At 60.4% G+C, this 23,928-nt stretch carries 28 protein-coding genes; 10 read left to right on the forward strand and 18 right to left on the reverse strand.

Going from position 1 to position 23,928, the window contains the following annotated elements; genetic code table 11:
- Positions 1-103: 103 nt before the first annotated feature.
- The 3 genes from OHD62_RS17165 to tuf form a co-directional block, all read right to left on the reverse strand.
- Positions 104-583, reverse strand: a complete 480-nt coding sequence (locus OHD62_RS17165; protein ID WP_263784052.1) for a group II truncated hemoglobin — start codon at positions 581-583, stop codon at positions 104-106.
- Positions 584-675: 92 nt separating this feature from the next.
- Complete coding sequence (locus OHD62_RS17170; protein ID WP_263784053.1) at positions 676-2,388, reverse strand: hypothetical protein; 1,713 nt, start codon at positions 2,386-2,388, stop codon at positions 676-678.
- A gap of 160 nt (positions 2,389-2,548) precedes the next feature.
- Positions 2,549-3,724, reverse strand: coding sequence for an elongation factor Tu (tuf, locus tag OHD62_RS17175; protein WP_263784038.1), 1,176 nt, complete (start codon positions 3,722-3,724; stop codon positions 2,549-2,551).
- Between the two features lie 287 nt (positions 3,725-4,011).
- On the opposite strand from tuf, the gene OHD62_RS17180 reads away from it, so the two are divergent.
- The 3 genes from OHD62_RS17180 to OHD62_RS17190 all read left to right on the forward strand — a co-directional run bounded on the left by OHD62_RS17180 (position 4,012) and on the right by OHD62_RS17190 (position 6,205).
- A complete protein-coding gene (locus OHD62_RS17180) occupies positions 4,012-4,899 on the forward strand; it encodes a DMT family transporter (protein ID WP_263784054.1) in 888 nt (295 codons plus the stop codon).
- Positions 4,900-4,931: 32 nt separating this feature from the next.
- Positions 4,932-5,372, forward strand: coding sequence for a GFA family protein (locus OHD62_RS17185; RefSeq protein ID WP_263784055.1), 441 nt, complete (start codon positions 4,932-4,934; stop codon positions 5,370-5,372).
- A 161-nt stretch (positions 5,373-5,533) separates the two neighbouring features.
- Entirely contained in the window at positions 5,534-6,205 is a 672-nt protein-coding gene (locus OHD62_RS17190) for an N-acetylmuramoyl-L-alanine amidase (RefSeq protein ID WP_263784056.1), read from the forward strand.
- Positions 6,206-6,250: 45 nt separating this feature from the next.
- Here OHD62_RS17190 and OHD62_RS17195 read toward each other — a convergent pair whose 3' ends face one another.
- Positions 6,251-6,508: a GlsB/YeaQ/YmgE family stress response membrane protein gene (locus OHD62_RS17195; RefSeq protein ID WP_263784057.1), complete on the reverse strand. Its 258-nt coding sequence runs from the start codon at positions 6,506-6,508 to the stop codon at positions 6,251-6,253.
- A 160-nt stretch (positions 6,509-6,668) separates the two neighbouring features.
- On the opposite strand from OHD62_RS17195, the gene OHD62_RS17200 reads away from it, so the two are divergent.
- A complete protein-coding gene (locus OHD62_RS17200) occupies positions 6,669-7,127 on the forward strand; it encodes a YidB family protein (protein WP_263784058.1) in 459 nt (152 codons plus the stop codon).
- 415 nt (positions 7,128-7,542) lie between these two features.
- On the opposite strand, the gene OHD62_RS17205 is transcribed toward OHD62_RS17200, so the two are convergent.
- Positions 7,543-7,917: a hypothetical protein gene (locus tag OHD62_RS17205; RefSeq protein ID WP_263784059.1), complete on the reverse strand. Its 375-nt coding sequence runs from the start codon at positions 7,915-7,917 to the stop codon at positions 7,543-7,545.
- Complete coding sequence (locus OHD62_RS17210) at positions 7,914-8,207, reverse strand: hypothetical protein (protein ID WP_263784060.1); 294 nt, start codon at positions 8,205-8,207, stop codon at positions 7,914-7,916. The genes OHD62_RS17205 and OHD62_RS17210 overlap by 4 nt, the downstream gene beginning before the upstream one ends.
- A gap of 93 nt (positions 8,208-8,300) precedes the next feature.
- On the opposite strand from OHD62_RS17210, the gene OHD62_RS17215 reads away from it, so the two are divergent.
- The 4 genes from OHD62_RS17215 to OHD62_RS17230 all read left to right on the forward strand — a co-directional run bounded on the left by OHD62_RS17215 (position 8,301) and on the right by OHD62_RS17230 (position 11,354).
- The gene (locus OHD62_RS17215) at positions 8,301-8,573 is read left to right on the forward strand and encodes a hypothetical protein (RefSeq protein WP_263784061.1); all 273 of its coding nucleotides are present in this window, start codon (positions 8,301-8,303) and stop codon (positions 8,571-8,573) included.
- Positions 8,573-8,950, forward strand: coding sequence for a hypothetical protein (locus tag OHD62_RS17220; RefSeq protein ID WP_263784062.1), 378 nt, complete (start codon positions 8,573-8,575; stop codon positions 8,948-8,950). The genes OHD62_RS17215 and OHD62_RS17220 overlap by 1 nt, the downstream gene beginning before the upstream one ends.
- 9 nt (positions 8,951-8,959) lie before the next feature.
- Positions 8,960-9,652, forward strand: a complete 693-nt coding sequence (locus OHD62_RS17225; RefSeq protein ID WP_263784063.1) for an SOS response-associated peptidase — start codon at positions 8,960-8,962, stop codon at positions 9,650-9,652.
- A gap of 877 nt (positions 9,653-10,529) precedes the next feature.
- Positions 10,530-11,354 carry an NYN domain-containing protein gene (locus tag OHD62_RS17230; protein ID WP_263784064.1) on the forward strand — a complete coding sequence of 275 codons (825 nt, stop codon included), beginning with the start codon at positions 10,530-10,532 and terminating at the stop codon, positions 11,352-11,354.
- A gap of 25 nt (positions 11,355-11,379) precedes the next feature.
- Here OHD62_RS17230 and OHD62_RS17235 read toward each other — a convergent pair whose 3' ends face one another.
- Entirely contained in the window at positions 11,380-12,252 is an 873-nt protein-coding gene (locus OHD62_RS17235; RefSeq protein ID WP_263784065.1) for an ATP-dependent DNA ligase, read from the reverse strand.
- A gap of 84 nt (positions 12,253-12,336) precedes the next feature.
- Between OHD62_RS17235 and OHD62_RS17240 the strand changes: the two genes are divergently transcribed.
- Positions 12,337-12,531, forward strand: a complete 195-nt coding sequence (locus OHD62_RS17240) for a hypothetical protein (protein WP_263784066.1) — start codon at positions 12,337-12,339, stop codon at positions 12,529-12,531.
- Between the two features lie 52 nt (positions 12,532-12,583).
- Here the strand turns inward: OHD62_RS17240 and OHD62_RS17245 are convergent, their stop codons facing one another.
- The 5 genes from OHD62_RS17245 to OHD62_RS17265 form a co-directional block, all read right to left on the reverse strand.
- Positions 12,584-13,258, reverse strand: a complete 675-nt coding sequence (locus tag OHD62_RS17245) for a hypothetical protein (RefSeq protein ID WP_263784067.1) — start codon at positions 13,256-13,258, stop codon at positions 12,584-12,586.
- Positions 13,259-13,384: 126 nt separating this feature from the next.
- Positions 13,385-13,684 (reverse strand): hypothetical protein, encoded by a 300-nt coding sequence (locus OHD62_RS17250; RefSeq protein WP_263784068.1) that lies wholly within the window; start codon positions 13,682-13,684, stop codon positions 13,385-13,387.
- A gap of 115 nt (positions 13,685-13,799) precedes the next feature.
- Positions 13,800-15,014 (reverse strand): N-acetylmuramidase family protein, encoded by a 1,215-nt coding sequence (locus OHD62_RS17255; protein ID WP_263784069.1) that lies wholly within the window; start codon positions 15,012-15,014, stop codon positions 13,800-13,802.
- Between the two features lie 351 nt (positions 15,015-15,365).
- On the reverse strand, positions 15,366-15,491 hold the full coding sequence (locus OHD62_RS17260) for a hypothetical protein (RefSeq protein ID WP_263784070.1): 126 nt from the start codon (positions 15,489-15,491) through the stop codon (positions 15,366-15,368).
- 12 nt (positions 15,492-15,503) lie between these two features.
- The gene (locus OHD62_RS17265; RefSeq protein WP_263784071.1) at positions 15,504-16,268 is read right to left on the reverse strand and encodes a class I SAM-dependent methyltransferase; all 765 of its coding nucleotides are present in this window, start codon (positions 16,266-16,268) and stop codon (positions 15,504-15,506) included.
- A 107-nt stretch (positions 16,269-16,375) separates the two neighbouring features.
- Between OHD62_RS17265 and OHD62_RS17270 the strand changes: the two genes are divergently transcribed.
- A complete protein-coding gene (locus OHD62_RS17270) occupies positions 16,376-17,104 on the forward strand; it encodes a hypothetical protein (protein ID WP_263784072.1) in 729 nt (242 codons plus the stop codon).
- On the opposite strand, the gene OHD62_RS17275 is transcribed toward OHD62_RS17270, so the two are convergent.
- The 6 genes from OHD62_RS17275 to OHD62_RS17300 all read right to left on the reverse strand — a co-directional run bounded on the left by OHD62_RS17275 (position 17,076) and on the right by OHD62_RS17300 (position 23,924).
- The gene (locus OHD62_RS17275) at positions 17,076-17,726 is read right to left on the reverse strand and encodes an SGNH/GDSL hydrolase family protein (protein WP_263784073.1); all 651 of its coding nucleotides are present in this window, start codon (positions 17,724-17,726) and stop codon (positions 17,076-17,078) included. The genes OHD62_RS17270 and OHD62_RS17275 overlap by 29 nt on opposite strands.
- A 101-nt stretch (positions 17,727-17,827) precedes the next feature.
- Entirely contained in the window at positions 17,828-20,185 is a 2,358-nt protein-coding gene (locus OHD62_RS17280) for an SGNH/GDSL hydrolase family protein (protein WP_263784074.1), read from the reverse strand.
- 31 nt (positions 20,186-20,216) lie between these two features.
- On the reverse strand, positions 20,217-22,262 hold the full coding sequence (locus OHD62_RS17285) for a hypothetical protein (protein WP_263784075.1): 2,046 nt from the start codon (positions 22,260-22,262) through the stop codon (positions 20,217-20,219).
- Entirely contained in the window at positions 22,262-22,669 is a 408-nt protein-coding gene (locus OHD62_RS17290) for a DUF6950 family protein (protein WP_263784076.1), read from the reverse strand. The genes OHD62_RS17285 and OHD62_RS17290 overlap by 1 nt, the downstream gene beginning before the upstream one ends.
- On the reverse strand, positions 22,651-23,220 hold the full coding sequence (locus OHD62_RS17295) for a hypothetical protein (RefSeq protein WP_263784077.1): 570 nt from the start codon (positions 23,218-23,220) through the stop codon (positions 22,651-22,653). Before OHD62_RS17295 ends, OHD62_RS17290 begins: the two co-directional genes overlap by 19 nt.
- Complete coding sequence (locus OHD62_RS17300; RefSeq protein WP_263784078.1) at positions 23,217-23,924, reverse strand: hypothetical protein; 708 nt, start codon at positions 23,922-23,924, stop codon at positions 23,217-23,219. Before OHD62_RS17300 ends, OHD62_RS17295 begins: the two co-directional genes overlap by 4 nt.
- Positions 23,925-23,928 lie beyond the last annotated feature (4 nt).

Consider the following 23,928-nt stretch of genomic DNA (forward strand, 5'->3'; position numbering starts at 1 on the left):
ATTTCGGCGCAGCAGGCGCTTCCTAAAAGCTTCCGCGCGCTCTGTAAAGAGCGGCGTACGGGGATAGCCGGTGTAAAAATAGAGTGTTCCCTGGCCTGCCCCGTTATTCGCCACTCGGTCTGTACGGCCCGCCCGGCACGCCCCAGCCCCAGGCCGGCATCGGTTCGGTCTCGGGATCGCAGGTCTCGCCAAGGTTGGAATTCATCTTGGCCAGCCGCGACCCCCACTCGACATAGGCCATGAGAGCCGAGCGGAATTCCGGATCGCCCGGCAGACCGACTTCATCGGCGGCATCGACGAGAAGGTTGATCCAGCGGCGGCGCTGTTCCTCGGTCAGATGCTTGCCGAGATGATGCATCACCATCTCGCGGTGGCCGCCATGGCTTTCGCTGTAGGTCTTCGGCCCGCCAAAGACCTCGCCGATGAAAGCGGCGACATGGGCAGGATGATCGGGCGACATGTTTTTGAACACCGGCCCGACTATGGGGTCCTGAAACACCTTGCCGTAAAAGGTCCGCGTCAGTCGGTTCAGCGCCTCGGTGCCGCCGGCCCATTCGAACAATGTCGGGACGTCCTGGTGCATCACCGGTCCTCGACTGTGATCGACAGGGACGATAGCGGAAGGATCGTGCTTGGCTCAACCTGCCTCGATGGCCAGTTCGGGTCGGCGCAGTGCTATAGCTTCGGTGGCGCCGCGGCCTCGGCATTGGCTGATGGCGTGACCCTGCAATTGTCAGGCTTCGGCACCGACCGACAGATGGTGGCGCCCGTCAGCTCGTCCACCGATTGAGGTCCGGTCGTCAGCCCGAACTTCAGCATCGTGTCGGGTTCGAGTTGGTGCTGGACTGAATGAAGCTGAATTGCGCTGAATAGATCCCGGCCAATCGCCATGTCGTCGAGATAGGCCTCAACCTTCTGCGCTTGCCCCACGGATTGAACGCTGAGGCGCGCACTGGGGCCGACAAGGCGCCTGACACCGCCGGCGAGCATGACCGCACAGGCCGAATTGCATTCGCCACCTGAATCGACGGTAAGCCCGGCATGGATGCCATCCAGCCCGGCATGGATGCTATCCAGCCCGGCATGGACGTCATCCTTGGCCACGCAACCCACTGCGCCTGGATCACAATCGACGAAATCCGTTCGGGCGACGGCAACGTCGAGCTTGTGGTCGCGGATCAGCCGGCCGGCCGCAAGAGCGCCGAGCACGTCACCTCCCGGCGAGCTGATCACCACGGGCAGCCTTCGCCCGCCGACGGTATCGAGCAACTGGCGCAGCCTGTCAGGGGTCCCGGCGGTGATCGTGCCTTCCGCCGAGATCCACTCCGGGCAATCGGGATTGCAGAGCGGGTTGCTGCCGCGAACGAGGGCGAAGCGCATCTCCGCCTCTTGCCTTGGAGGCACGGCCCCAGCCGACTGAGGAACATCGGGCTTGGCTTCGGCCGTCGGCACGTCGGCCGGCTTAGAGCCCTTGTTCGCCGGTATTTCCCGGCAATTCGCCGGCACTGGATCTGCCTTGCATAGGGTCGGCGTGGTCAGCAGGTCGAGAGAATCGAGACTGGTGACGAGCTTCATCTGCAGCATGTCGTACGGCACCAGCTGCTGGATACCGCTGGCCGGGGTGTTCTTCATGGTTTCGAGCACGCCTTGGCCGACGCCCATCTCCTTGAGATAGGCCGCCAGCTTCTTCTCCACCGCCTTGCTCATCTCGTAGGTCTTGTAGCTGCCGGCGCTCTTGCGGCTGATGACCTTCTTGTCGATGATCTTCTTCTTGCCTCTCACCACGCGATAGGTGGTTCGGTACTGCAATTTCGTCCTTATATAGGTCGTGGTGATCTGGTGGACGCCGAGATAGGCCCACTGCCCGGCAACGCGCCTGATGCCGCCGGCAAACATCAATGGACAGGCCGAATTGCAGATGGCGCCGTTGGCATAGGGATTGCCGAAATAGCGGGCGCCCTTGCCGTCGTTTTCCTTGCAACCCTTGGCATCGGGCTGGCAACCGGTAAACCGGGTTTTGCCGACCGCTATATCGAGCTTGTTCTTGCGGATCATCCGGCCAAGCGCCAGCGCCGCCTCGACGTGGCCGCCGGGAGAATCCACGACAACAGGCAGTTTTCGGCCGCGGAGCGCCTTGAGCGTGCGTTTGAGCAGCGCCGGCGTGCCGGCCTCGATCGTGCCTTCCGCCGATATCCATTCCGGGCAGGTAGGCTCGCAACCCGATGCATTGCTGCGGACGATGACGAACCGCATTGTCGGACCAAGATCCGGCGTGGGCTTCTTTGTATTCGCCGCAAAGGCGGCGTGCCCGATGACACAGAACGACACCAGGCAGATCAGCCTGAGCGACCACCATGTCAGGCCATTCAAACGGCGCCACCGAACCATTTGGGCGAGCCCCCCTCGATGCAACCTATACTAGATGCGCTGGCGGCGCTTGCAACAGGTTTTGAAATGACGAGCGCTCGCTTCGACGAGGCTGCAACGCAAAAAGGGCGGCCCGAGGACCGCCCTTTCTGTTTCGAGGTCCGGCGAAGGCCGGCGCCAATTACTCTTTGATGGTGACGACGATGCCGGCACCGACGGTGCGGCCGCCTTCACGGATGGCGAAGCGCAGCTTCTCTTCCATGGCGATCGGCACGATCAGCTCGACATCGACCGTGATGTTGTCGCCGGGCATCACCATCTCGGTGCCCGCCGGCAGCGACACGATGCCGGTCACGTCCGTCGTGCGGAAGTAGAACTGCGGACGGTAGTTGGTGAAGAACGGCGTGTGACGGCCACCCTCGTCCTTGGTCAGGATGTAGGCTTCGGCCACGAACTTCTTGTGCGGCTTGACCGTGCCCGGCTTGGCCAGAACCTGGCCGCGCTCGACACCTTCACGGTCGACACCGCGCAGCAGCGCGCCGATGTTGTCGCCAGCCTGGCCCTGGTCGAGCAGCTTGCGGAACATCTCAACACCCGTGCAGGTCGTCTTGGTCGTCGGACGGATGCCGATGATCTCGAGCTCCTCGCCGACCTTGACCACGCCGCGCTCGACGCGGCCGGTCACAACCGTGCCACGGCCCGAGATCGAGAACACGTCCTCGATCGGCATCAGGAACGGCTTGTCGAGCGGACGAACCGGCGTCGGGATGTAGGCGTCGACCTGAGCCATCAGCTCGCGGATCGCGTCCTCGCCGATCTTCTTGTCGGAATCTTCCAAAGCCGCAAGCGCCGAACCCTTGACGATCGGAATGTCGTCGCCGGGGAACTCGTTCTTGGTCAGAAGCTCGCGCACCTCGAGCTCGACAAGCTCCAGAAGCTCGGCGTCGTCGACCTGGTCGACCTTGTTCAAAAACACCACGATCGACGGCACGCCGACCTGACGGGCCAACAGGATGTGCTCGCGGGTCTGCGGCATCGGGCCGTCGGCGGCCGACACGACCAGGATCGCGCCGTCCATCTGCGCGGCACCGGTGATCATGTTCTTGACATAGTCGGCGTGGCCGGGGCAGTCGACATGGGCATAGTGGCGGTTGGCCGTCTCGTATTCGACATGCGCCGTCGAGATGGTGATGCCGCGCGCCTTCTCTTCCGGCGCCGCATCGATCTGGTCATAGCGCTTGTATTCGCCAAAATACTTCGTGATCGCCGCCGTCAGCGACGTCTTGCCATGGTCAACGTGACCAATCGTGCCGATGTTCACATGAGGCTTAGTGCGCTCGAATTTACCTTTTGCCATAGTCTCTTTCCTTGGACGGCCTGGACCTTCAGTTCAGTCGAATGCGGGGCGATTAGCGACAACGGCCGGAAAACACAAGTGCCTTGTGGCTGAGCGCTTTCCCGCCCGGTCTGAACCCATGATCCGATTTTCGGGGGATATGGCGCGGATATAGGAACGCCGGCCGGGAAATGAAATAGGCAAGCGCCCTGCCCCCGTGGAAGGCCGCATTGCCCTCTGCCCTTGCCGGAATCACAGCCCGAGCCTGGCCCATTGCCGCCGTAGTATCTGTCTGATTTGTTCGACCGATGCAGTTCATTCCCACAGGCATCCGCGGCCCGCTGTTCATGATCGTTTCGACCGGGTCGTATCTGGTCAACGACACGATGATGAAGCTCGCGACCGTTGGCCTGCCGCCCTATGAGGTGCTGTTTCTACGAGGCATGGCGGCCACGCTGTGGGGCATGCCGCTCTTGCTCCTGCTCGGCTACAGCAAGCAGATCCCGCAGATCTTCGACGGAAAGGTCCTGCGCAGGAACCTGCTCGAGCTGGGAGCGATCCTTTGCTACGTGGTGGCACTCGCCAACATGCAGATCGCCGATTCGACCGCGCTCGGGCAGATCACGCCCTTGCTCATGTTGGTCGGCTCCTCGATCCTGTTCGGCGAGCGGATCGGCGGCATGCGCATGGCGCTGATCGGGCTCGGCTTCATCGGCGCGCTCATGGTGGCGCAACCGACGATGCAAGGCATTTCGGTCTATGCAGCGCTGGCGCTCGGCAATGCGGCGCTTGCCGCCGCGCGCGATCTCGCCGGACGCAAGGTCGCCGCAGAGGTGCCTGGCATGATCGTCGCCATTTCGGCCGTCGTGGTGGTGCTGGCCGGCGCGGGCATCGCGCATCTTGCGACCGAGCAGTGGGTCGTGCCCGAGGCACGCCACCTGCTCCTGATCGCCGGCGCCGGGCTGTTCCTGATCTTCGGCCATTTCTTCATCTTCATGGCCTATCGCGTCGGGCCGACGAGCGCGGTGGCGCCGTTCTACTATTGCTTCACCGTCTGGGCGGTCATTTCGGGCCTGGTGGTGTTCGGCCAGTTCCCGAACGCGCTGGCGGTCTGCGGCATCCTGCTGGTGGTGGCCAGCGGGCTGACCATCGTGTCGCTCGACGAGCGCAAACGCCGGCTGGCCGTCGTCGCCTAGTTTGCGGCTATGACCGAAGCACCCGGCTGACAATGGAGAAACCGGTGACCAGTCAGGAGAATACCAGCAATCGCGCCCTCACCGGGAAATGCCTGTGCGGAGCCGTTCACTATGCGGTGGCAGATGAGTTCATCTACGCCGCGAACTGTCATTGCTCGAATTGCCGGCGCGCGACTGGCTCGGCCTTCAAGCCGTTTGCCGGTATCGAGCGGGAGAAGCTGAGTCTGACCAAGGGCGAGGACAAGCTGCTGATCTTCGGCGGCGAAACCAACCATGATGTGCACTGCAAATTATGCGGTTCGTTGCTTTGTTCGGTCGTGCGCGATGGCGCCTTTGTCCACGTCACGATGGGAACCCTCGTCGATGAGCCGACCATCCGCCCGACCGAGCATATCTTTGTCGGCTCCAAGGCAAAGTGGTTCACGATCACCGACGACCTGCCCCAATATGAAGAACATGTTACGGATAGCTAAAATGACATCCACTTGGCCGCCTGGCGGCCAAGGCCTTCCATAGAGTAGCCGCCGAGCGCCAAGTGTTAGAAACGCTCAACCAAATTATCGTTTCGTTTTCGCATTCTCCCGCAAAGAAATTATAGTGATTCCGTTCGCCAGATTTGTTGCGGGGATTTACTGTGGCACTGCCGCCGGACTGGATGCCCAACGTCCCGATGAAGCGGGTCGTTTGCCATTGGACGGCCGGCTCGCATTCGGCAGGCGAAACCGACAAGGATGCCTATCATATACTAGTCGAGGGCAATGGCGGCCTTGTCAGGGGCCGACCTTCCATTGCGCTCAATTCCGGCAGGGTAAAATCGGGATACGCTGCCCACACGCTCAACTGCAACAGCGGCTCGATCGGGGTCTCGCTCTGTTGCATGGCCGGAGCGGAGGAACGGCCGTTCAGTGCCGGCCGCTATCCGATGACAAGAACACAGTGGGATGCGCTGGTCGTCGTCGTCGCCGAGCTCTGCAACTACTATCGGATCAAGGTCACGCCCAGGACGGTGCTCTCCCACGCCGAGGTCGAGAGCACGCTGGGCATCCAGCAGCGCGGAAAATGGGATTTTACCCGCCTGCCCTTCGATGCGTCGGTCGTCGGCCCGAGAGCCTGCGGTGACCGGTTGCGAAAGGACGTGATGGCGGCGATGGGGGCGATGCCCAATCTGCCGGTCAGACCCGGTCGCGACACGGCCCTCGAAACAGCCGTCAGGCGTCTGCTCGATGAATTGTGGCCAATCCTCGCGCGAGGGCTCGCCGCCGGCTTCAACACGCTGGTGCGCGAGATCCTCAAAAGGATGAGGTAGACGGGCGGCAGCCGGGAAGCGACCCGGTTGACGACTATGATCGTTCTAGACTGCTCGTCTGCCGGAGAACTGGTGATAGGCCCACAGAACGACCACCGCTCCGACCACGGCGACGATCAGGCTGTAGATGTTCAGGCCGGTGACGCCTGATGCACCAAAAGCGCTGAAGATCAGGCCGCCGACGATCGCGCCGACGATGCCAAGCACGATATCGAGCACCAAGCCTTGCCCGCTCTTGTTGACGATCTTGCTGCCCAAGAAACCGGCGATGACGCCGAGGATAATCCAGCTTAATATTGACATTTTCCTCTCCATTCCCCGCTCCCGATTACTTCCACACCATTAAGCAAAGCTCAAGCCAACTTGAAATTCATGATTACGGAAGGCTCAAGACAGCTTGAAATCCGGCCCGGATGCGCCATTGTTGAAGATGGGACGGGCAATGTTGAGATGGAGATCCACAATGGGACTGTTTGACAATGCCGTTCCCGGCGGGAACATAGCCAAGCCGCTGTTAATTGCGCTCGGCGCGCTGCTGGTTGGAAAGATGCTGAGCGGCAAAAGCGCCAACCAGACCGAGCAGGATCAAAGCCCCGCACCAGCCCCTTCCGAGACGACCACTACCGCCGATGGCGGCCTGGCCGGCGGACTGGGCGGCCTTCTCGACAAACTGAAAAATGCCGGCCACGGCAATACCGCGGATTCGTGGGTCGGCACTGGGCAAAACCAGCCGATCAACGCCAACGATCTGGGCAATGCGCTGGGTCCACAGATCATTCGCGAGATCGCGCAAAGGTCGGGGATGAGCGAGCAGGATGTGCTCAACCAATTGTCCGCTGCCTTGCCTGGCATCGTCGACAAGCTGACGCCGAACGGACAGGTGCCGCCGCAGCATCAGGTTGCGTCCGCATTCAACAGCTAGAGCACGAGACAAGGGAGTAAGGGAATAGGGCAGTAGGGGAGTATGTGGTCGCGGGCGCCGTGCTGCATATTGCCCTGCTGCCCTATTCCCTACTGCCTTGATTTTGTAGTGGGAAACTGGAGCGGGTAGCGGGAATCGAACCCGCATATTCAGCTTGGAAGGCTCCTAGGAACGCAACGAAATCAATGCGCCGTGTCACGTTACCTCATGTACCGTGTCAACTTTTGGGGCAGAGTTCGAAACGCGTGTCACTTGCGCGTTTTCTCTGCCCCACCACTTCCGACATGTTCGGTGTAAACGAGCGTTCAAACCGCAGAAACCGCGCATTTCCGGGCTTTTTCGTGCTGTTTGTGACCGCCTATTTATACTGAAACTGGGCGCTTAGGCCTTGTATCTGGGCAGTTTCTGGGCGCAATTACTTCGGATAGTCAGCCTTGACCACAATCCGCGTGTAGGCGCGCTCGAGACCGAAGACGGCTTCATCCTTCGTGTCGACAGTGCCCCTCGCGCCACCTGAATAGCACGACCAAAACCAGGTGCCGGCGGACGGACCGTCGGTTGTCTTCATGATCCGGCCAACGCTTTCGGTTTGAAAGCTGGCCGCAAAGTCGTATCGCGCTGTCCGTCCGCCTATGACTGTTCGGCTCCAATCGAGCCAGACGCGCGCGCCGCGATCGACGAGAAATTGAAAGGCGGCTTCCTTCGTCTCGAACGTTTGCAGGACGGCGTTCTCATCGACGACTTGCCAGCCGCGCTGGTAGGCGAAGCGGACTTTCAGCCGATCTGTCATCCCCTGAACCGCTCGGTGTGCCAGACGATCTTGCCATCGATTTTCATGGGCTTGTGGATCATGAGTTTCTTCGGCAGGTGTTCTGGGTGCACCTCGAGGAGCGTGATCTTGATATCAGGCTTGCAACGACTGCAGTCGAATTTGAGCTTCAACGGATCGACGCCACCGCCATAGACCATCATGAGATCCACGGAACGGCAGTAGCGGACGTTCCCACAACTGCATTCCGCCTTGACCAGCATGTTGTGCCGGGTCGCCTTGCCCAAGGTGTCGATCGGATCGTGTGCCATACCTCAAAATGAGGAACATATTCCTTGTCCGTCAAGGCGCTCTTGACAATTTTGTTCTCATTTCGTTCACTGTTGGCAAAATGGAGACACGCCATGAAATCGATCATAGCCACCCCGGACGAACAGCCCGAGATTTACGCCATAGTGAGGCGCGAGCGGGATGCGATACACCGCTCAGCGCTCAAGATGGCAAAGCAGTTGCGCGGCCTGTCCGACGTCAGCCAGAAACAGGCCATCGCCGAACTGACGGCTGCCTGGATACGTGCGATTTATCCTGAGAACCTGGAGCTGGCCTTATCGCTGTCGGATGCGATGCGCGAGCAAACGGACATCTATCTGAAAGAGCAGACGACGGTTCAGCACTGATGCCTAAGCGGATTGGTGGCCTATCAGCGGCGCGGGTAGACGAAGAATTCCCGCATCAGGTCGCGCTACCGGATGATATTTGTGTCGGCCACAACTTCACCCTCATCAGGGATTTCGTCATCGAGCGGCAGGTGCCGTTCAAGACCAGAAGTGTGCAGGCGGTTTGGCAGGACGGCAAATATGAGGCCTGGCGCCTGCATTGCTTTGCTGACGAGAAGGCTGCCGAAGCGTTCCTTCACCACTTCGGTGGCGTGTCGTTCGATCCGAAGCGAGACAGGGCAAATGGCAGGGCTCGCGGATTTTGGCGGCGGAAGGATGATTACAAGCGCATCCTCGATCTTGGTCCGCTCAGCGTACCCGAGATCCTGCGCAACTAGGGGCAAGGTATGTGCGGACGCTTCACCAGATATCTGCCTTGGTCGGAAATCCATCGGCTGTATAGGCTGACGGCGCCGGCGGAGACTGGCCGCAATGACGCCCCTCGCTATAATATCGCGCCGACCGAGGAGGTGCCGTTTATAACGGCCGGCGAAGGCGGCGACCACAAGCTCCGGCAGGGCCGTTGGTGGCTGGTACCGTTCTGGGCGAAGGAACTGCCGAAGTACCCAACCTTCAACGCCAGGTCCGAAGAGGCCGAGACCAAGTCATCATTCCGCGATGCCTTCAAATCGAAGCGCTGCCTCGTCCCGGCCGATGGATTTTACGAATGGACGATCTCGCCGGCCGACAAGAAACGCGACCCCTGGCACATCTTCCTGCCTGGGCATCAGCCGTTTTCCTTTGCGGGCCTGTGGGCTTACAATTCAGCGCTCGACATAACGAGTTGCACGATCCTGACCGCGCCGGCTCAAATGCCGATGCAGCAGCTCCACGATCGGCAGCCGGTCATCCTTGATCCCACGGCATATGACGCCTGGCTTGATCCGACGACGCCGGCGGCCGCTGCAAAACAGTTGCTCGACATCAACCTAGACGGTCAGTTGGAGTTCTACCGGGTGAGCAGGGACGTCAACGCCTCGTCTCGGGAAAACGCACCGAACGATGATGCCCACATGATCGAGCCGATTGCCCTTCTATGAGCGACGAGATCAGGATCCCACTTCCGGAACACGCCACGGCGCCAGGCGTTCAGCACCATGTCTGCGAGCATCCGGGGTGCGGTAAACATGCCGGCTGGGGCTTCGCAAAGCCGAAGCAGGCGCCGCACTGGTTCTGCTTCGAACACCGCAATGATGGTGAGACGTTTTTATAGCTAGTGTGCTACTCACCCCGTGCGGAGGGCCAAACAGTGTCGGGGGAAGTAGTGACAAGCGCGAGTGTTTGGCCGGTTCTGCTGCCGGTAATCATTGGTGGCGGACTAGCTCTTCTTGGAGTCGTGCTCGGACCGGCTTTAACGCAGTGGCTTTCATCTCGGTCGACAGAGCGCGCAGACAGAGCCGAACGTTTTGAAGAATTGCTGTCTCTTTTGCACCAACAAGAGGACTGGTTAAGAGTGGTACGCTTAGTGTACGCTTTTGGCGAGGAACATGACATTGCACCAGAGCCTTTAACAAGGGCGATGGCTATTTCAGCTCTTCACTTCCCACAGTTCCTACCTGGCCTGAAAGCCCTGGCTAAGGTATCACAGGCCCTAGTCTCGTGGTCAACACAAGCGGCTCTAACTCGCCTTGCAGGCAATCTCCCTATGATAAATCAAGGATTCGAGGATGTGTATAGGCCATATTGGCAAGCATTCAACGACCTCCGCGAAGAAATTCTCCAATATGCCGTTGATCGGAAAGGCAAAGTCTAACTGACAACGCTATGGCTCCGAAGAAATGAAGCGGGTCAGAACTGACAACCTTGGGAGCGGCCACAGAGGCAAGCCGCACGCTGGCTCCGTAGAGGACGAATCGAAACATTTCATCCCTGCCGATAGGTCGAATCGAGCAACTCAGAAGGGGAATAAAGGCGGCGATGATATCAAGGGGGGACCGAGAATATCTTTTCATCGACGGTGGTTGCCTGCGGGCAAGCGTCAGGAAGATTTGTCAGGATTTATTTGGCGATGCGAGCGCCTATCAACCCCATGTCCCAGCGTTGGCAACTGGGGGGTACGCTAAAATTTTCTATTACGATGCCGTTCCCGGCAAGGATCATGAAGAAAACCAAGCCGCCTATGAAGCTCGCGTGCAGCCAGACTATGATCGATTTGCGAAAATTCAGGCGCTCGATCGGGTCCACGTTGCCCTCGGGCAAATTGTGGGGGCAGATAAGCGACAAAAGGGCGTCGATGTTCGACTAGCGGTTGATATGATGACCCACGCTTTCCGGGGCAACATATCGAAAGCAACACTGTTTGCGGGCGATTCCGATTTCGTTCCTCTTGTCAAATCCTTGGTCAGTGAGGGATTGCATGTAACTCTCTGGCATCCACCGCAGGCGAACGCTGACTTGAAGGGTGCGGCGGATAGCACGCGCCTGTTCGATTTTAAAACGAACCACAGTTGTTTAACTGCTGATGGTCAGCAGTCAGCATTCCAAATCGGAAGTTCTGGGAGCGGTGGGCATCCTGGGAACGATGGCTTGATCAATTTTGTGACTGTGGGTGGTCATGAGTACGCGGGCCGTTGGCAGGATGGCACTCTGAGAATCTGGCGATGCGGTGATCCTGGAACCGGTTGGTCTTACGTTGATTTTTTTGCACCTGATGCCAGCTTGGTGAGAGCGCTAACCGCGTTCGATTTGATCTACCCTTGGGGTATCGCGGCCGTAGGTGGAGGGTGGATTGTAGCTAACTAGTATTGCATCCCGGTGTAAGGTCTTGTCACTCTTCGCGGAAATCCTGCAGCGATGCATGCCGCAAGTCTTCCTCGCCGCGCAGGTGTTTGACACGGCCGATCAGGCCCGGCTTGACCCATTGCGTGGCCGGCCGCTTCATGCCCTCTGGCGGCTGGCCGGCATGCTCCTGGACGCGTTTCCATAGCCGCTCGCGGATCGCGCGACTGGAGTTGATGAAGGCGGAGCCGACATATTTGCGCGTGCCGATCTCTCCCATCAGGGCGAAGGCCGGCTTGCCCGCCTCGCGCTCGATGCCGAGCAATTCGAACTCGCCGATTGTATAGGCCTTGATCTTGCGCCAGTTGGATGTCGGCCCGCTGCGATATTTGCTGTCTTTGCGCTTCGACACCATGCCTTCGAGTCCGGCCTGGTCGACCAAATGGAAGATCGCCTTGGCCTCACCGGGCAGTGCTTGGCTGAATTGGATGCGGATGTCGGCCGGGATGATCCCGGCAAGGATCTCGCGCCGCTCGTCCAGCGCCATGTCGCGCAGATCGTGGCCATTGAGGTGCAGCACGTCGAAGGCGACAAAATAGAGGTCGTGCTGACGACCAGTGATCGCCTTGCGAAGCTCGCGGAAATCGGAAAGGCCGGCATTGTTGAGCACGATGATCTCGCCGTCGATGATGGCGCTTTCGACATCGAGCGCGCCGGCCGCAGCGGCGAGGTCACGGTACTTCGCCGTCCAGTCCAATCCACGGCGGGTAAAGATGCGCACCCCTCCGGCATCCCTGACGATCTGAGAGCGATAGCCGTCGAACTTGACTTCATGACTCCAGTCGCCGCCTTCTGGCGGCTTGTCGACCAGCTCCGGCATCATGGGCGGGATGAACTTCAAACGACCATCGGCGTTACGCATGCACTCGACACTCCGGACGCGATTCAAGCTGCAGGGCTGCAATCGGTTCCGGGCATTTTAGCAAAATTGTATGTGGGAATGGTAATGGCGACGATGGATGTAACGGCCTGCCGGGCGGCGCTGAGCCTGATCAGGATGGCGATCGAGGAAACCTGCCCCGCCGGCGTCCTGCCCAGCGAGGAAGCCGTGCTGGGCCTCTATGGCCCCAAGCCGATCCATGAGGCGGAGGCGCTGGCCAGGGCGATCATCGCCTCGGTGGAGAAGTTGACCGGGCCGTGAAACGCAAAAGCCAGCCGCACCTTTCGGCACGGCGGGCTCTCCCGGACGGCTTTCACCGCGGCGCGGCGGCCTGCTCTGCAGCCACTTTGGCCGTAAGGGCTGCGATCTGGTCACGAAGGCGGCTCTGTTCTGCCTTCAAATCGATGATGAAGTCGCGACCGTTTCCGAGCGAACTTGAGAAGGCCTGATACCTGGTTTCCTGCTGGTCAATTTGGCGCTGAAGATTGGCGACATCGCGCACAGCGTCGGCACGGATGTTTTCGATGTCATGGTCGCGGGAGAGGTTCCGCTCCATCCACTCGTTGCGGTAAACCATCGTGTCGCGAATAGAGGCAAGCGAAGCTTCGGTCCGGGTCCGGTCTTCGGTACCGCGATCCGTGCGCCACTTCATCTCCTGTTGCGTCACCATCTTATCCACGATGGTACTCAAGGCGCCCTTCACGTCGCTGACATTATCCCGGATTGGTGAAAGAGCCTGGCTTCCGGCCGCGACTAGAATGGTGAACGCCACACCCACTGCCGTCAGGAGCACCGGCCATTGTGTCTTGCTCGATCCACGGAGTTCCGTCGACAGAGCATTCACCGCGCCTTCGATATTTCGAAAGCCGGTGTTCATGTTCGAGCGCAAGTCTACGATATCGCGGCCCTGGTTCTCCACCCGCTCGCTCAGCCGCGCATACGACGCGAGCGGATCGAAGCTCGATCCGTTGTTCATGTCATCCGCCATTCTCTGCCCTGCCCTTCAATGCACTGCTATTTCCAGCACTTGCGGCGCTGGCCATTGCGATCGTTGCCGAGCACGCGCTCATAGCCTGGCCGATCGGCGCCGATCAGCGCCACGGTCCCGGCCGGGCTAAGGCTGTTTTTCAGGAAGCCCGCGCAGCTGCTCGCAGGCGTCGACTGGCATGCCACTCCCGCGCAGGCCAGAAACACACAGATCATAGTCAGACATACCGCTGAGCTTCGCATTGTCGCCCTTCCTTTCGAGTTCAGCCTTGACGTCGGCCGCGGCGACTTCCGCGACGCGCCGGTTGTAGCCTTGCGTGTCGCCTTTCCAGCGCCCCGCCGTGTAGGAGATCGGCACCGCGGCGATGAGCGCGCCAAGCGCGATCAGTTTCCAGTTCTTCAGCGTCAGCGCCAGAATAGCCATCATGATGTGCACCTCCCCAGAATGACGCCGGCGATGAGCACGGCGACCAGGATGCCGCCGATGCGCAGGGAGATCGCAGCGGCGAATCCGCCCCAGAAATCGGGATCGTTGCCGCCCATCAGCGACGCTCCCCGGACTGGAACGCCTCGACGCCCTTCTTCTCGCCATGGCGAGCGACCAGGAACAGGCCGCCGGCAACGCCGGCGATTGCCAGCATCCACACCCAGCCGGGCACGTCGCCGGCGGCATCCTTGACAGGCTGGATGTAGCCGGAGGCCGGTCCGAGATTGCCGATGATGCCGTCGAAGAAACTGCCGATCAGCGCGGCGATCGTCGTGAAGAACGCGCCAACCTTGGCCAGCCAGTTCGTGCGCACTTCCGGCACCTTCTCTCGCACCACTTCCGGCGGTGCATTCGTGCGCGCCGGCGCCAGCACACGCGGCTTGGCCTTCTGCAGCGCCAGCAGCAGCGCGTCGTCGATCTCGTCACCTTCCGGCAGGCCATTCTCGGCACGGAAGGCACGGATCGCGGCCGACGTCATCGTGCCGCCGACACCGCTGACGCCGCCGACCTCGGTATAGCCGAGATCCTTGAGCTGCTGCTGCACGCGCTCGATCGTGGCCTTGTCGACCGCCGGTGGCGCTGTATCGGGTTCTACAGAAGCGCCAGCCGCAAGTTCTGCGGAGAGCTCCTCGGCGGCAACCACAGCAGGAGCCCGAGCCTTCGGCGGCCACGGCGTGTCGCGGATCTTCTGCCATTTGGCGAATGCCGCCGCGAGCTTCGAATCATACCGGTTTTTCTTGTAGCCGGGACCGTTCCATGTCTGGGCAACCACGGGCCAGCGGTGCGCCCGAAGATCGTCGTCGACCTTCCATGCGACAAGCAGCTTCACCGTCGCCTCGAGGTGCGCCGCCTCGTCGGCCATGAAGGCCTGCACCATGGCCTGCACGGACCCACAGCCGGCCGCCTTGAAGTTCTCGCCGAGGATCTGTGTCAGGCCCCACGACGCCGATTTCAGCGCCGCCGTCTCGTCGATCGCCATGGCCGCTACCAGGCGCGGATAGCTGTCCTTCGGATAGGGTTTTGCGCCCCATTTGGAATAGGCAAGGCCTGCCTTGACCGCGGCGGTGCGTTTTGCGCCGGCCAGATTGCGATAGAACACATGCGGTTCGAACAGCAGCTTCGGCCGGCCTTTGGCATCAAAGCCTGACCCTGCCGCCTCGACATCCATGAAAGCATGGATTTCATCTTCGCCGACGCCGACCATCGCGCCGATGCGCGGAATGTCGAGAGCGGTGATGCGCTTCGCAGCGCCCTTGAACGTGGTATCCATGGCAGTTCCTTTCCGCCCTTGCGGGCAGGTTGAGACTATTGGTGGTTGTGGTAGTGTTCGCGCTCAGAAATCGGAGCGATTTGGATGGGCTATGCCTTTTGGAAACTCTGGAACCAATCAGCGCAGTTTACCAAGCTTCCGACAATTCCCCCGCCGCCCATGCCGGCCACGCATGGCCGCCCGCGTATCAGGTCGCCAGAATGCGCGGTAACGAAGTGCTACGGAAGCGGAGAATGATGCGCAGGCACCGGCTGAAGCCCATCGTCGTTTTGGCGATTTGGGCGATCGTTTTCGGTGTTCTGGCGTTGATGTTTATTATTCGGTTGTTCGGCTAGGTGGGGCCGCGCCCGTTTATAGACAGGGCAGCATTGCGATGACCACGAACCAGGGGGAAAACAGCACCACCATCATGATGAAGAACGGCCAAAAACCGGGGCCTGAGAAATAGGCCTCGACCTTGGTGCGCAGTTCTCTCATGGCCATCCGAATCTACGACGAACAGAGCGCGCCGGCCATGTACGCCATGTTGCGCGTTGCGGTTTTCGGCGCGAACCGTAGAAACTCAGTGCGAAGCTTATACTTCACCCAGCCTTTTGACCGACCAGCAAGATGCTGCTCATATGCCAGATCGTGGGCAAACGTCATCAGCTTTTCAACTTTGAGGCCGGAGGTCTTCAGAAGGTTTTCGAAAGTCAAAGGGGTGTAGAAATTGATGTGCCCATACGGTCCCGACATGCGGATTGCTTTGCTGAGATTCCGCGTGTGCTCCAAGGGTATCTCGATATAAAGTTTCTTGCAGACCCTTGCGGCCTCCATCAAGAACATCCGCTCATGCTCGACGTGTTCGACCACATGGATCGCGAGACCGAGATCGAACGACTTGTCCGGGTGCGGGATGTGGTACCCGTCGAAGATATCCAGGTTGGCCAGGTTTGCGATCTTCCGCGCCTTGATTGCCTCGACGCCACTTGTCGATATCTCAACTGCTCCGAGGGTCTTGCCGATACCCTTCTTGTTCAGTTTGTCCAGAACGGCGCCTTCGCCTGCCCCGATGTCGAGTATCGTTTCGAATCGCTGCTGCCCGATGAACGCCTCGACGTGACCCACCGATTGTTTCGACGCGATCTCTCGTTTCGCGGCGACTTTTCCATCGGTGTAGTAGTCGTCATAGATGGCAATGATGCTGTCGGCGTTAGCCATGAAAACCCCATGAAAGATCATCCGGCGACGGCGCTGCGATCCCTTGCGCAGCATTTACCAGATCGACTAACGCGACGAAAGCCTGAGTTTGCCTCCCTTTTAAATCGTCATGGTCTCGTGCTATCGCACCATCAATCCAAACGCCTCCGAAGGGAACACTGATGCTCGCCAGAATGGTCAAGAAATTCACACCTCTCCGGCGCATGTACTATCGGTCATTGATCGCTAAAGGCATCGGCGGCCAGTCAGACGAAGGGCAAATCCTGCTGAGGTTGGCCAAGGAGACCGGGGCGCCGAAAAACTTCATCGAATTTGGCTTTCACCCGATTCAATTCAACTGCGCCGCCCTGATGAACTCTTTTGATGGTTTTCTCATCGACGCCAACAGAGAGCAAGTCGCCGATGCGCGAGCCGTGCTGCCTTCCAACATCCGCATCGAGGAGCGATTCCTCGACCTCGACAATCTGGACTTCATTCGCAAGGCTTTCCCGAAGGTCGGTGTCCTTTCCATCGACATCGACGGCAACGATTATTGGTTCCTTGAGAAACTGTTGAACATCGAGCCCTCGGTGATTTCCATTGAATACAATCCGAGCTTTCTGGACCGTTCGATCTCTGTCGCTTACGACCCGGTTTTCGATCGCCACCAGAAGCATTCGACTGGTTGGTATCACGGCGCCTCGCTTGCTGCGATGGCGAAGCTTTGCGCGACCAAAGGCTATGGGCTGGCAGCGGTGTCCAATGGGGGCGTCAACGCGTTTTTCACGAAGACCGGCAAGCTCGACCCGAAAACGGCCTGGAGGCCTTCCGAGCTGCGGGCGAAATGGTCAGGCACAAAGCCCCAACAACAATGGGAAGCCGTCAAGCATCTGCCGTTTGTCGAGATTTAGCCCGCACCGCGTGAATGCATTCAACCAGTAAAGGCCTCCAGCAGCGATAGCCGCTGTCCGAGATGTGGACGCCATCCGAGAAGCCGGCAGAAACCGGCAGCCCAGCCTCGGCCATTGACGCCCGGAACTTGGCGTCCATGTCGAAGACAATTGCCCGCTGACCGACCGCGCGAATCTCGGCATTCTGCCGCTCGATCAGATCCCGGCTGAACCGATCGACTTGAGTCCCTGTCTTGTCCGGCTCGGTGATCGTCAGGATCGCGACAGGCCGATCGAGGCAGGCCCGAATGAGAGCATCAAGCATGGAGCGAAAGTAGATCGTCCTGGACTGCAGGTCGTCGCCTTCGCGCCATTCGGCGTCGTTTATCCCGACGCTGACAACAAAACCACCGACGCGATCCCAAAGACCATTCGACTTGATGCGACCGACGATTGCGAGGATGTCTGAGATTCGCGACCTTCCGACGGCGGCCATGACAACGTCGGAGCTTCCCCTATTCGCTTGTGATGTTGCAACTAGACTGTCTCCCAGTAAAACGATCGAACTCGCCCGGGATCGCGAAAGCTGGGCAATCAAATCGGCTTCCCGGTCCTCGCGCGACCTACCCAAGACTACTCTCATTGCGCCGATAACCGGCCTAAGTAAGCGACGCACGTTCCTAAATCCCCATTCCGCTGCCGCAGCTTATCTGCCACACGGCAAAGGGGCAGTCTAGGACAGTTTCAATCGAACATGCCGCTGCGTGCGAGCAACAGTCCGCGTTGATAGACGGCTTTCGCCACCTTCGGACCGCCTGTTGCATTGAAGTGCAGGCCATCCGACGTGTTAACCGTGGCGGTAAACTGGTTAATACCAGTCAGTGCGCCGTAATCGAGCCAATCGGCGCCGCAGAATTCGGCGACGCGCCTCATCATGTCTTGAAATTCGTACAGGAAATCGCCGTTCACGTTGGCGACGCCCTGTTCGTGCGTCGGGGTGTGGAAGCGAGAATCCGAAGCATGCGGAATGAGGAGAAGCACTCGTGCCGCAGGCGCTTCCGTCATACCGTCTACGATTGTTCTGTAGACTGCACCGGCAAACGTCGTCAGGGCTGTATCGCCAAGGACTCCGAGGTCCGAACCTCCAGCGAAATCGTTCGTGCCTCCCTGTATGATCAGCCACTTCCTGTCAGAGGATATCAAAGTCACTTGGTTGTAGATGCCTTGACCACCAAGGCTCGACGACGAGGAGAATGATTGACCGCTGACGGCCAAGTTTTCTGCGTCCACACCAGACAAGGCAAGGAATGGAGCCGTCCAAAACAGTCCAATCGTCAGGCTGTCACCGAGAAAAGATGTTTTTAATCCTGAAAGAGTGTCCGAACCTTCAATCGCCGACACACGAGTTTCGAGATCTGCAACCTGTGCCGCCACCGCACCGGAGCCATCGGGCCACCCATTGAGCGAGTATTCTTGCAGGACGGTGTCTGACAGTCGCTCAGGGACCATGACGAACTTTGCGAGGGCGCCATAAAGCGCACTGCCGCCAGAAACAGCCCCTCCAAAACGAAGCGTTGTAACACTCGGCAAGATCACCGCTGTGTCGAGCGCGCCAAGCGCGCCGTCAAAGGCGGCATTCAGGCTGTTCGACTGCCATGCCATGGCCATACGCTGCCGCGCCATAGGCACGACAGCGCCGACGGAAACCGACGCCTGCGTGACGCCGCCTGAATTCGCAAAGGCCGTTGCCTGCGTCACCGAAAGCGCGCCAAAGAAGCGGTTGTTGTTGGTTCCATCATCGATCTGAAAAAGCACGCGAGATGTGATACCATTCGGAAGGTCACTCATGCCCTCGGCATACACGGCGGCTTTCGTCGCATCCCACGGCAGGGCGGAGAGATCGATCGAGAACAGATCAACATTGCGAGTAACCGACGCCGTGGTCGTGACTATAGGGGTCGTGGCGGCACTGGCGTTATTTTCGTTCTGGACGAGGTCAACGGCGATACTGTCGCCGCTCGTCGCGATCCTGAAACCGACGCTTGGATTCGCCAAGGTCTGAACCGGGATCTTGAAGCGGGACCATTTCGAGGTGGTGGCAATAGCGGTCCATGTCGACCCGCCATCGGTGGTCATCTCGATTGCGCCGGTCCCGACGAGGCGCTTCACGTACGCTGACTGGAATCGGGTCGAGTTCGCCAGCGTGATCGCCTGCAAGACCGTGCCGTTCGTTGCGGTCGCGGTTATGGAAGAAGCCGAATTGGCGATGCCATCGAGGCCGACCTGATTCTTAGCAGGGGTGATATTGGCCTTGGTCCAGGCCGCATTAGTCAGATCACGGTTCCACAGGACGATGTTGGTTGCGGCGGGCTCGTCGATCAGGCCAGGCGAGCCGTGCCGATCGACGTCGGTGAAGCCGAATCTTGGCACGCCGGCCGCCGCGGAAACCAGAAGGCCGTTTTCATCGAAGAACCAGGCGGCGGTGGCGCGCGTCGTGCTGATCTTGGATGCTGCCGGACCGAGATAATTGTTCGTGAGCGTGCCAAGATCCTTGACCAGGATTGCCGGCGTCCCGTTATCGAGAATGCAGGCGATGCCTTGAGCATGGCCATTGAGCATCGTCTTCAGCGTTTCATAGGTGGCGCGATACTTGTTGGCGATGGCGATCGCGATCTCGGTCTCGTTGGCGTCCAGCCGATCACCAAGCGAAGGGTAGCCAGTCGAAGCCGCGTCGACGTCCGCCTGGAGCGCCGCCACGGCGACATCGTCGACCAGATCGCCAACGCGTTTCCATCCGGCCGGCGCCGTCGACCAGCGATAATTGCCTTTATTGTTCACCGTGCCACCGACAACCGGATCGGTATGTGTCCCCGCATCGGGTCCGGTGACGCGGCCTGCCTGGCCTACAGCTGTTCCGGGAGCCGCATTGAGCAGCGCCCATGTCTCGAACTGTCGGAAGCCGTTGTTCGCGGCATCGATACGCTCTTCGATGTCGGTGCCCCACGCCTGCATGTCGCTCTTCTTGGTGACATGCGGGTCCGATGAAGGAACGCCATCCGTCTCATAGTAGCGCCACACTTCCTTGGCGGTGATACCAGCCATGCGAAAAGCTCCAAGGTTGGATTTTTTGAAATCAGGTGACGGTTATCGCGCCGGTGGCGACCGGGGCAGCGGGCGTTCCCGAGGCGTTGATCGCCTCGATCCAGCCGAAATAGCCGCCGGCGGACACGCTGCTCACGATCCGACTTTCGACGTCGTTCGCCGTGCCATATTCGGCGCCGACAAGCGTCGCCGTGCCGAAATCGCTGACTGTGTTGAGATAGAGCCTGGCGGCGCGATAGTTGGCGCTGTTCGGCGCGGTCCAGTTGAAGGTGACGTCGCCGACCCCGCCGGTGGCCGAAACGCCGGTCGCCACGCCTGGCGGAACCGGGTCTGACGTCGCCGTCCGGATCTCATAGTCCGTCCATTCCGACTGTACGCCGCCCGACCAGTTGCTGGCTCTGAAACGATATTCCTCACCGTCGGCGAGGTAGGAGGTGCGCAGGTCGACATCGCCCGACTTGGTCTGGATCGAGCGGATCGTGCCGCCCACAGTCGGCTGCCATTCCACTTCAACGGTCAGCTCTTCGTCCTGCGCGGTCCATGTCGCAAGACCGTAGGCGGCGGTCGAGCCACCGGAGATCACTTCGGTCTGGATGGCAACGTCGAAGCCGGCGGGAACCGGGATATCGTCTTTCTCGACCTCGACGATGTCAGCCGGCGGCTCGCCTTCTTCCGTCAAGCCATCGAAATCATAGAGCGTACCGGAAACCACGATGCCCTCGACCGAATAGGTGAGGTTGCGCAGCGAAAGCTGCGGCCGTCCGGTGATCTCGATCACCGCCTCGGTCAGCTTCGGCGGATAGTGCACCCTGATGAAACGCCGGTACGGCACTTGCTTGGCCGGCTCGTAATGGCAAAGCACCTGCACACGCGGCGCATTGGCCCGCTGGAAAGCAATTTTCTGCAGCCGCTGCATGTGGTTGTGGCTCTGCACCGCCACGTTTTCCACCGTCTTCGAGCGCTCGCTGGAATCGCCGACATAGGGATTGCCATAGATCGCCGCATCGACGGTGTTATAGAGCTTGTTCGGATCGGTGAAGCGGCCGCGCACCGCCAGCACATTGGCATTCTTGCGGCGGTTGGCATCGAACGTCACCGAAAGGATGTCGGCTTCGGTCAGGCGGATGTCCGGCTCGACGAAGCGACCGGCATGCACGCCGACCTTGCCCTGATCGGTTTCGTAAAGCACCAGCTCGGCGGCCTGGTCCATCACGCGCCCGACCTCGACCGGGTCGTTTTCGTAGCGATACCACATGCCGCCGTGGTAGCGATTTTCGCTTTCGCCAGCGCGGTTCGTTACCCCCTCGTCGCAGACATTCGCCGCGGCGATCCAGTCGGGCAAATGCATGTCATCGAAAGTCATCTTGCCGCCTGACGGATGGGTCAGGTGGAAGAGCCGCAGCAGCGCCAGATTGGTCGAGAACGTCCAGCTGTCGGGATCGTCCGGATCCTGGGCGATTTCGCGCGGATCGTAGACCAGCGCGCCTTCGATCTCGGAGGAGTGCGACGGCATCTGCTGGGTGTAGGTCTTCTGGTACTTGTCCGCCGCCACCGACTTGCATGACATCAGCACACTGGCCAGGCCGTCGCCGCGATGGTCGGCCGTCCAGATGGTCGGCAGAGCCGTGATCAAACTGGCATAGGCCGTCTCAGCGTTGAGGCCGAGCCGCGTCTGGATGGTGACCTTTTCGTTGAAATGGTCAGGCGTCACCACGATGCCGGCGCCGTCGAGGGTCGCCTCCTCGTCGTGCAAATAGTGCTTGACGAATCCGGCGATGCGATGCGCCGCCGGCACCAGAACATGATAGGCAATGCCGGCCTTCTCCTCGAGCAGATCGTAGTCGGAGGCCTTTTTGACCCGGCCGAGGATCACCACCAGCGAGGGCACATTCTGGCGCAGGTTATAGCGGCCATCCTCCGGTTTCGGCGCCGACGGCACTTTCGGCTTGAACGCCAGTTGCACCGCCAGGCTGATGCCGAGCCCGATCGCCACCTGGCTGACCGCGACCAGCGTGCCGAACGAAAAGATGCCGCCGAGCGGGCCAGCAAACAGCAGGAAGCCAAGCGCGGTCGGCATCAGCGGCAGCTCCACACAAAAAACGGTTTGGCAGTGAACGACACGAAGCCATCGGCCATGCGCACCAGCCAGTGCCGGCCGTCCCAGATCGCGCCCCACTGGCGGTTGACGATCGCCGGCGAGCCGATGACGCCGACCACGCCAATCGCCTGCTCTTCGGCCTCCAGCCAGCCCGCACGGGCCGCGCAGCCCGCTACCAGCGGCAGCAGGCCGCCGGCGGCACTGACGACCGCCCGGCATCCCTCCTCGCTGTCGTAGCTGCCGCGCAGATCGGCGGCAGGGTCGTCATTTCCGAGCCAAACCGCCCAGTCGGCCAGCACCAGGCAGCAATCGACCTGGCCCCACACCTGCGGCAGGGCGCCATGATGAGCCAGGAAGGCTTGCAGCGTCAGTTGAAGCGCGGCCATTGCACGGTCTTGTCGGCGAGGCTTGGGATGCGCTCGCAGAAGCGGTCGGGATTGGCGCCGGGGTTGATGCGGGCCGAGCGCGCCTTCTGGTCGACGTCGGACAGCACCGAACCGCTGATCAGGTTGCGCATGGAAAAGCGGTTGATGCACTCGATCGTCACCGTCGATGTCGGATTGTCGCCCGACACCGCGTCGTCGAAAACGATGTTGTCGATGATGCCGGTAAAGCGGATATCTGGACTGCCTATGGGCTGGTCGAGCTCGTCGCAGTCCTGGATCATCAGCAGCATGCGGGCGCCGATGACGTCGCCGTCCTCGGCTTCCTGGTAGGCGACGTCGGCAATGTCGGTCGGCACGCCGGAAAGCCCGAGCGCCAGCGTATAGGCCTCGCCGTTCAGCGCCGATTCGATGACGTCGAGGCTGTCGCGCAACACCATGCCTTGCCAGATGTGCCCGCCGGCATCGAGATATGGCCCGGCCCCGTCCCAGAGCCGCACCGTCTTCGACGGGAAGTCGAGCTGGCACAGGATCCTGATCGATTGCACGCTCATGGCGCCACCGCCAGGTCGGACCAGTAGTCGACCGCCTCGACGAACGACACGCTGCCTTGGGCGAATTCCGAAACGTCGAAGTCGATGTCCATCGCCTTGTCGTCCGCCAGGTGCACCAGGCATGTCGGCATGTCGCATTCGAGCTCGGCGCCGAGCGGAATCGCGGCGCGGATTTGCGGCACGATAGGAACCGTCCAGACGTCGCCGGTCACGTCGCTTGCCGGCCCCGTTTCGTAGAGCGCATGGTTGTAGCTGAAGCGGATGCCGACCAGGTCCGGCATGGCATTGACGATGCGCAGCTTCACAACCGTGGCGCCGATTGCCACCGCCTCGGCCATGGTGATCGAGATCGCGCCCTGCTCGTAGCCGGTGCCGTCGTCCAACAGCGTGTCGTCGTCATGCGGCGTCACGATGATCGGCTCGCGTTCACCGGAGACGTAAGGCGCGCTGCCATACGACCACACCGGAATGGCGATCAGGCCGGCGGCGCCGCCGAGCGCGGTGCGGATGGCGCTCCAGGTGCGGCGCTGTTCCTTGCTGGCCACCGGGATGTTGGTCAACTGGATGTTCCAGAAGCCGCGGTCGGTTCGCACCTTGCGCTCGATGCCGCCGAGCGACCGGCCGCCGCCGCGCGAAAAGGCGGAAGGGTTTGGCGCGACGGCATAGGCCGGCAGCGTTTGATAGGGCCAGTAGACGATGCTCATTGCC

The sequence above is a fragment of the Mesorhizobium sp. YC-39 genome, from assembly GCF_025753795.1.
In the GTDB taxonomy this organism is placed as follows: Bacteria; Pseudomonadota; Alphaproteobacteria; order Rhizobiales; family Rhizobiaceae; genus Mesorhizobium.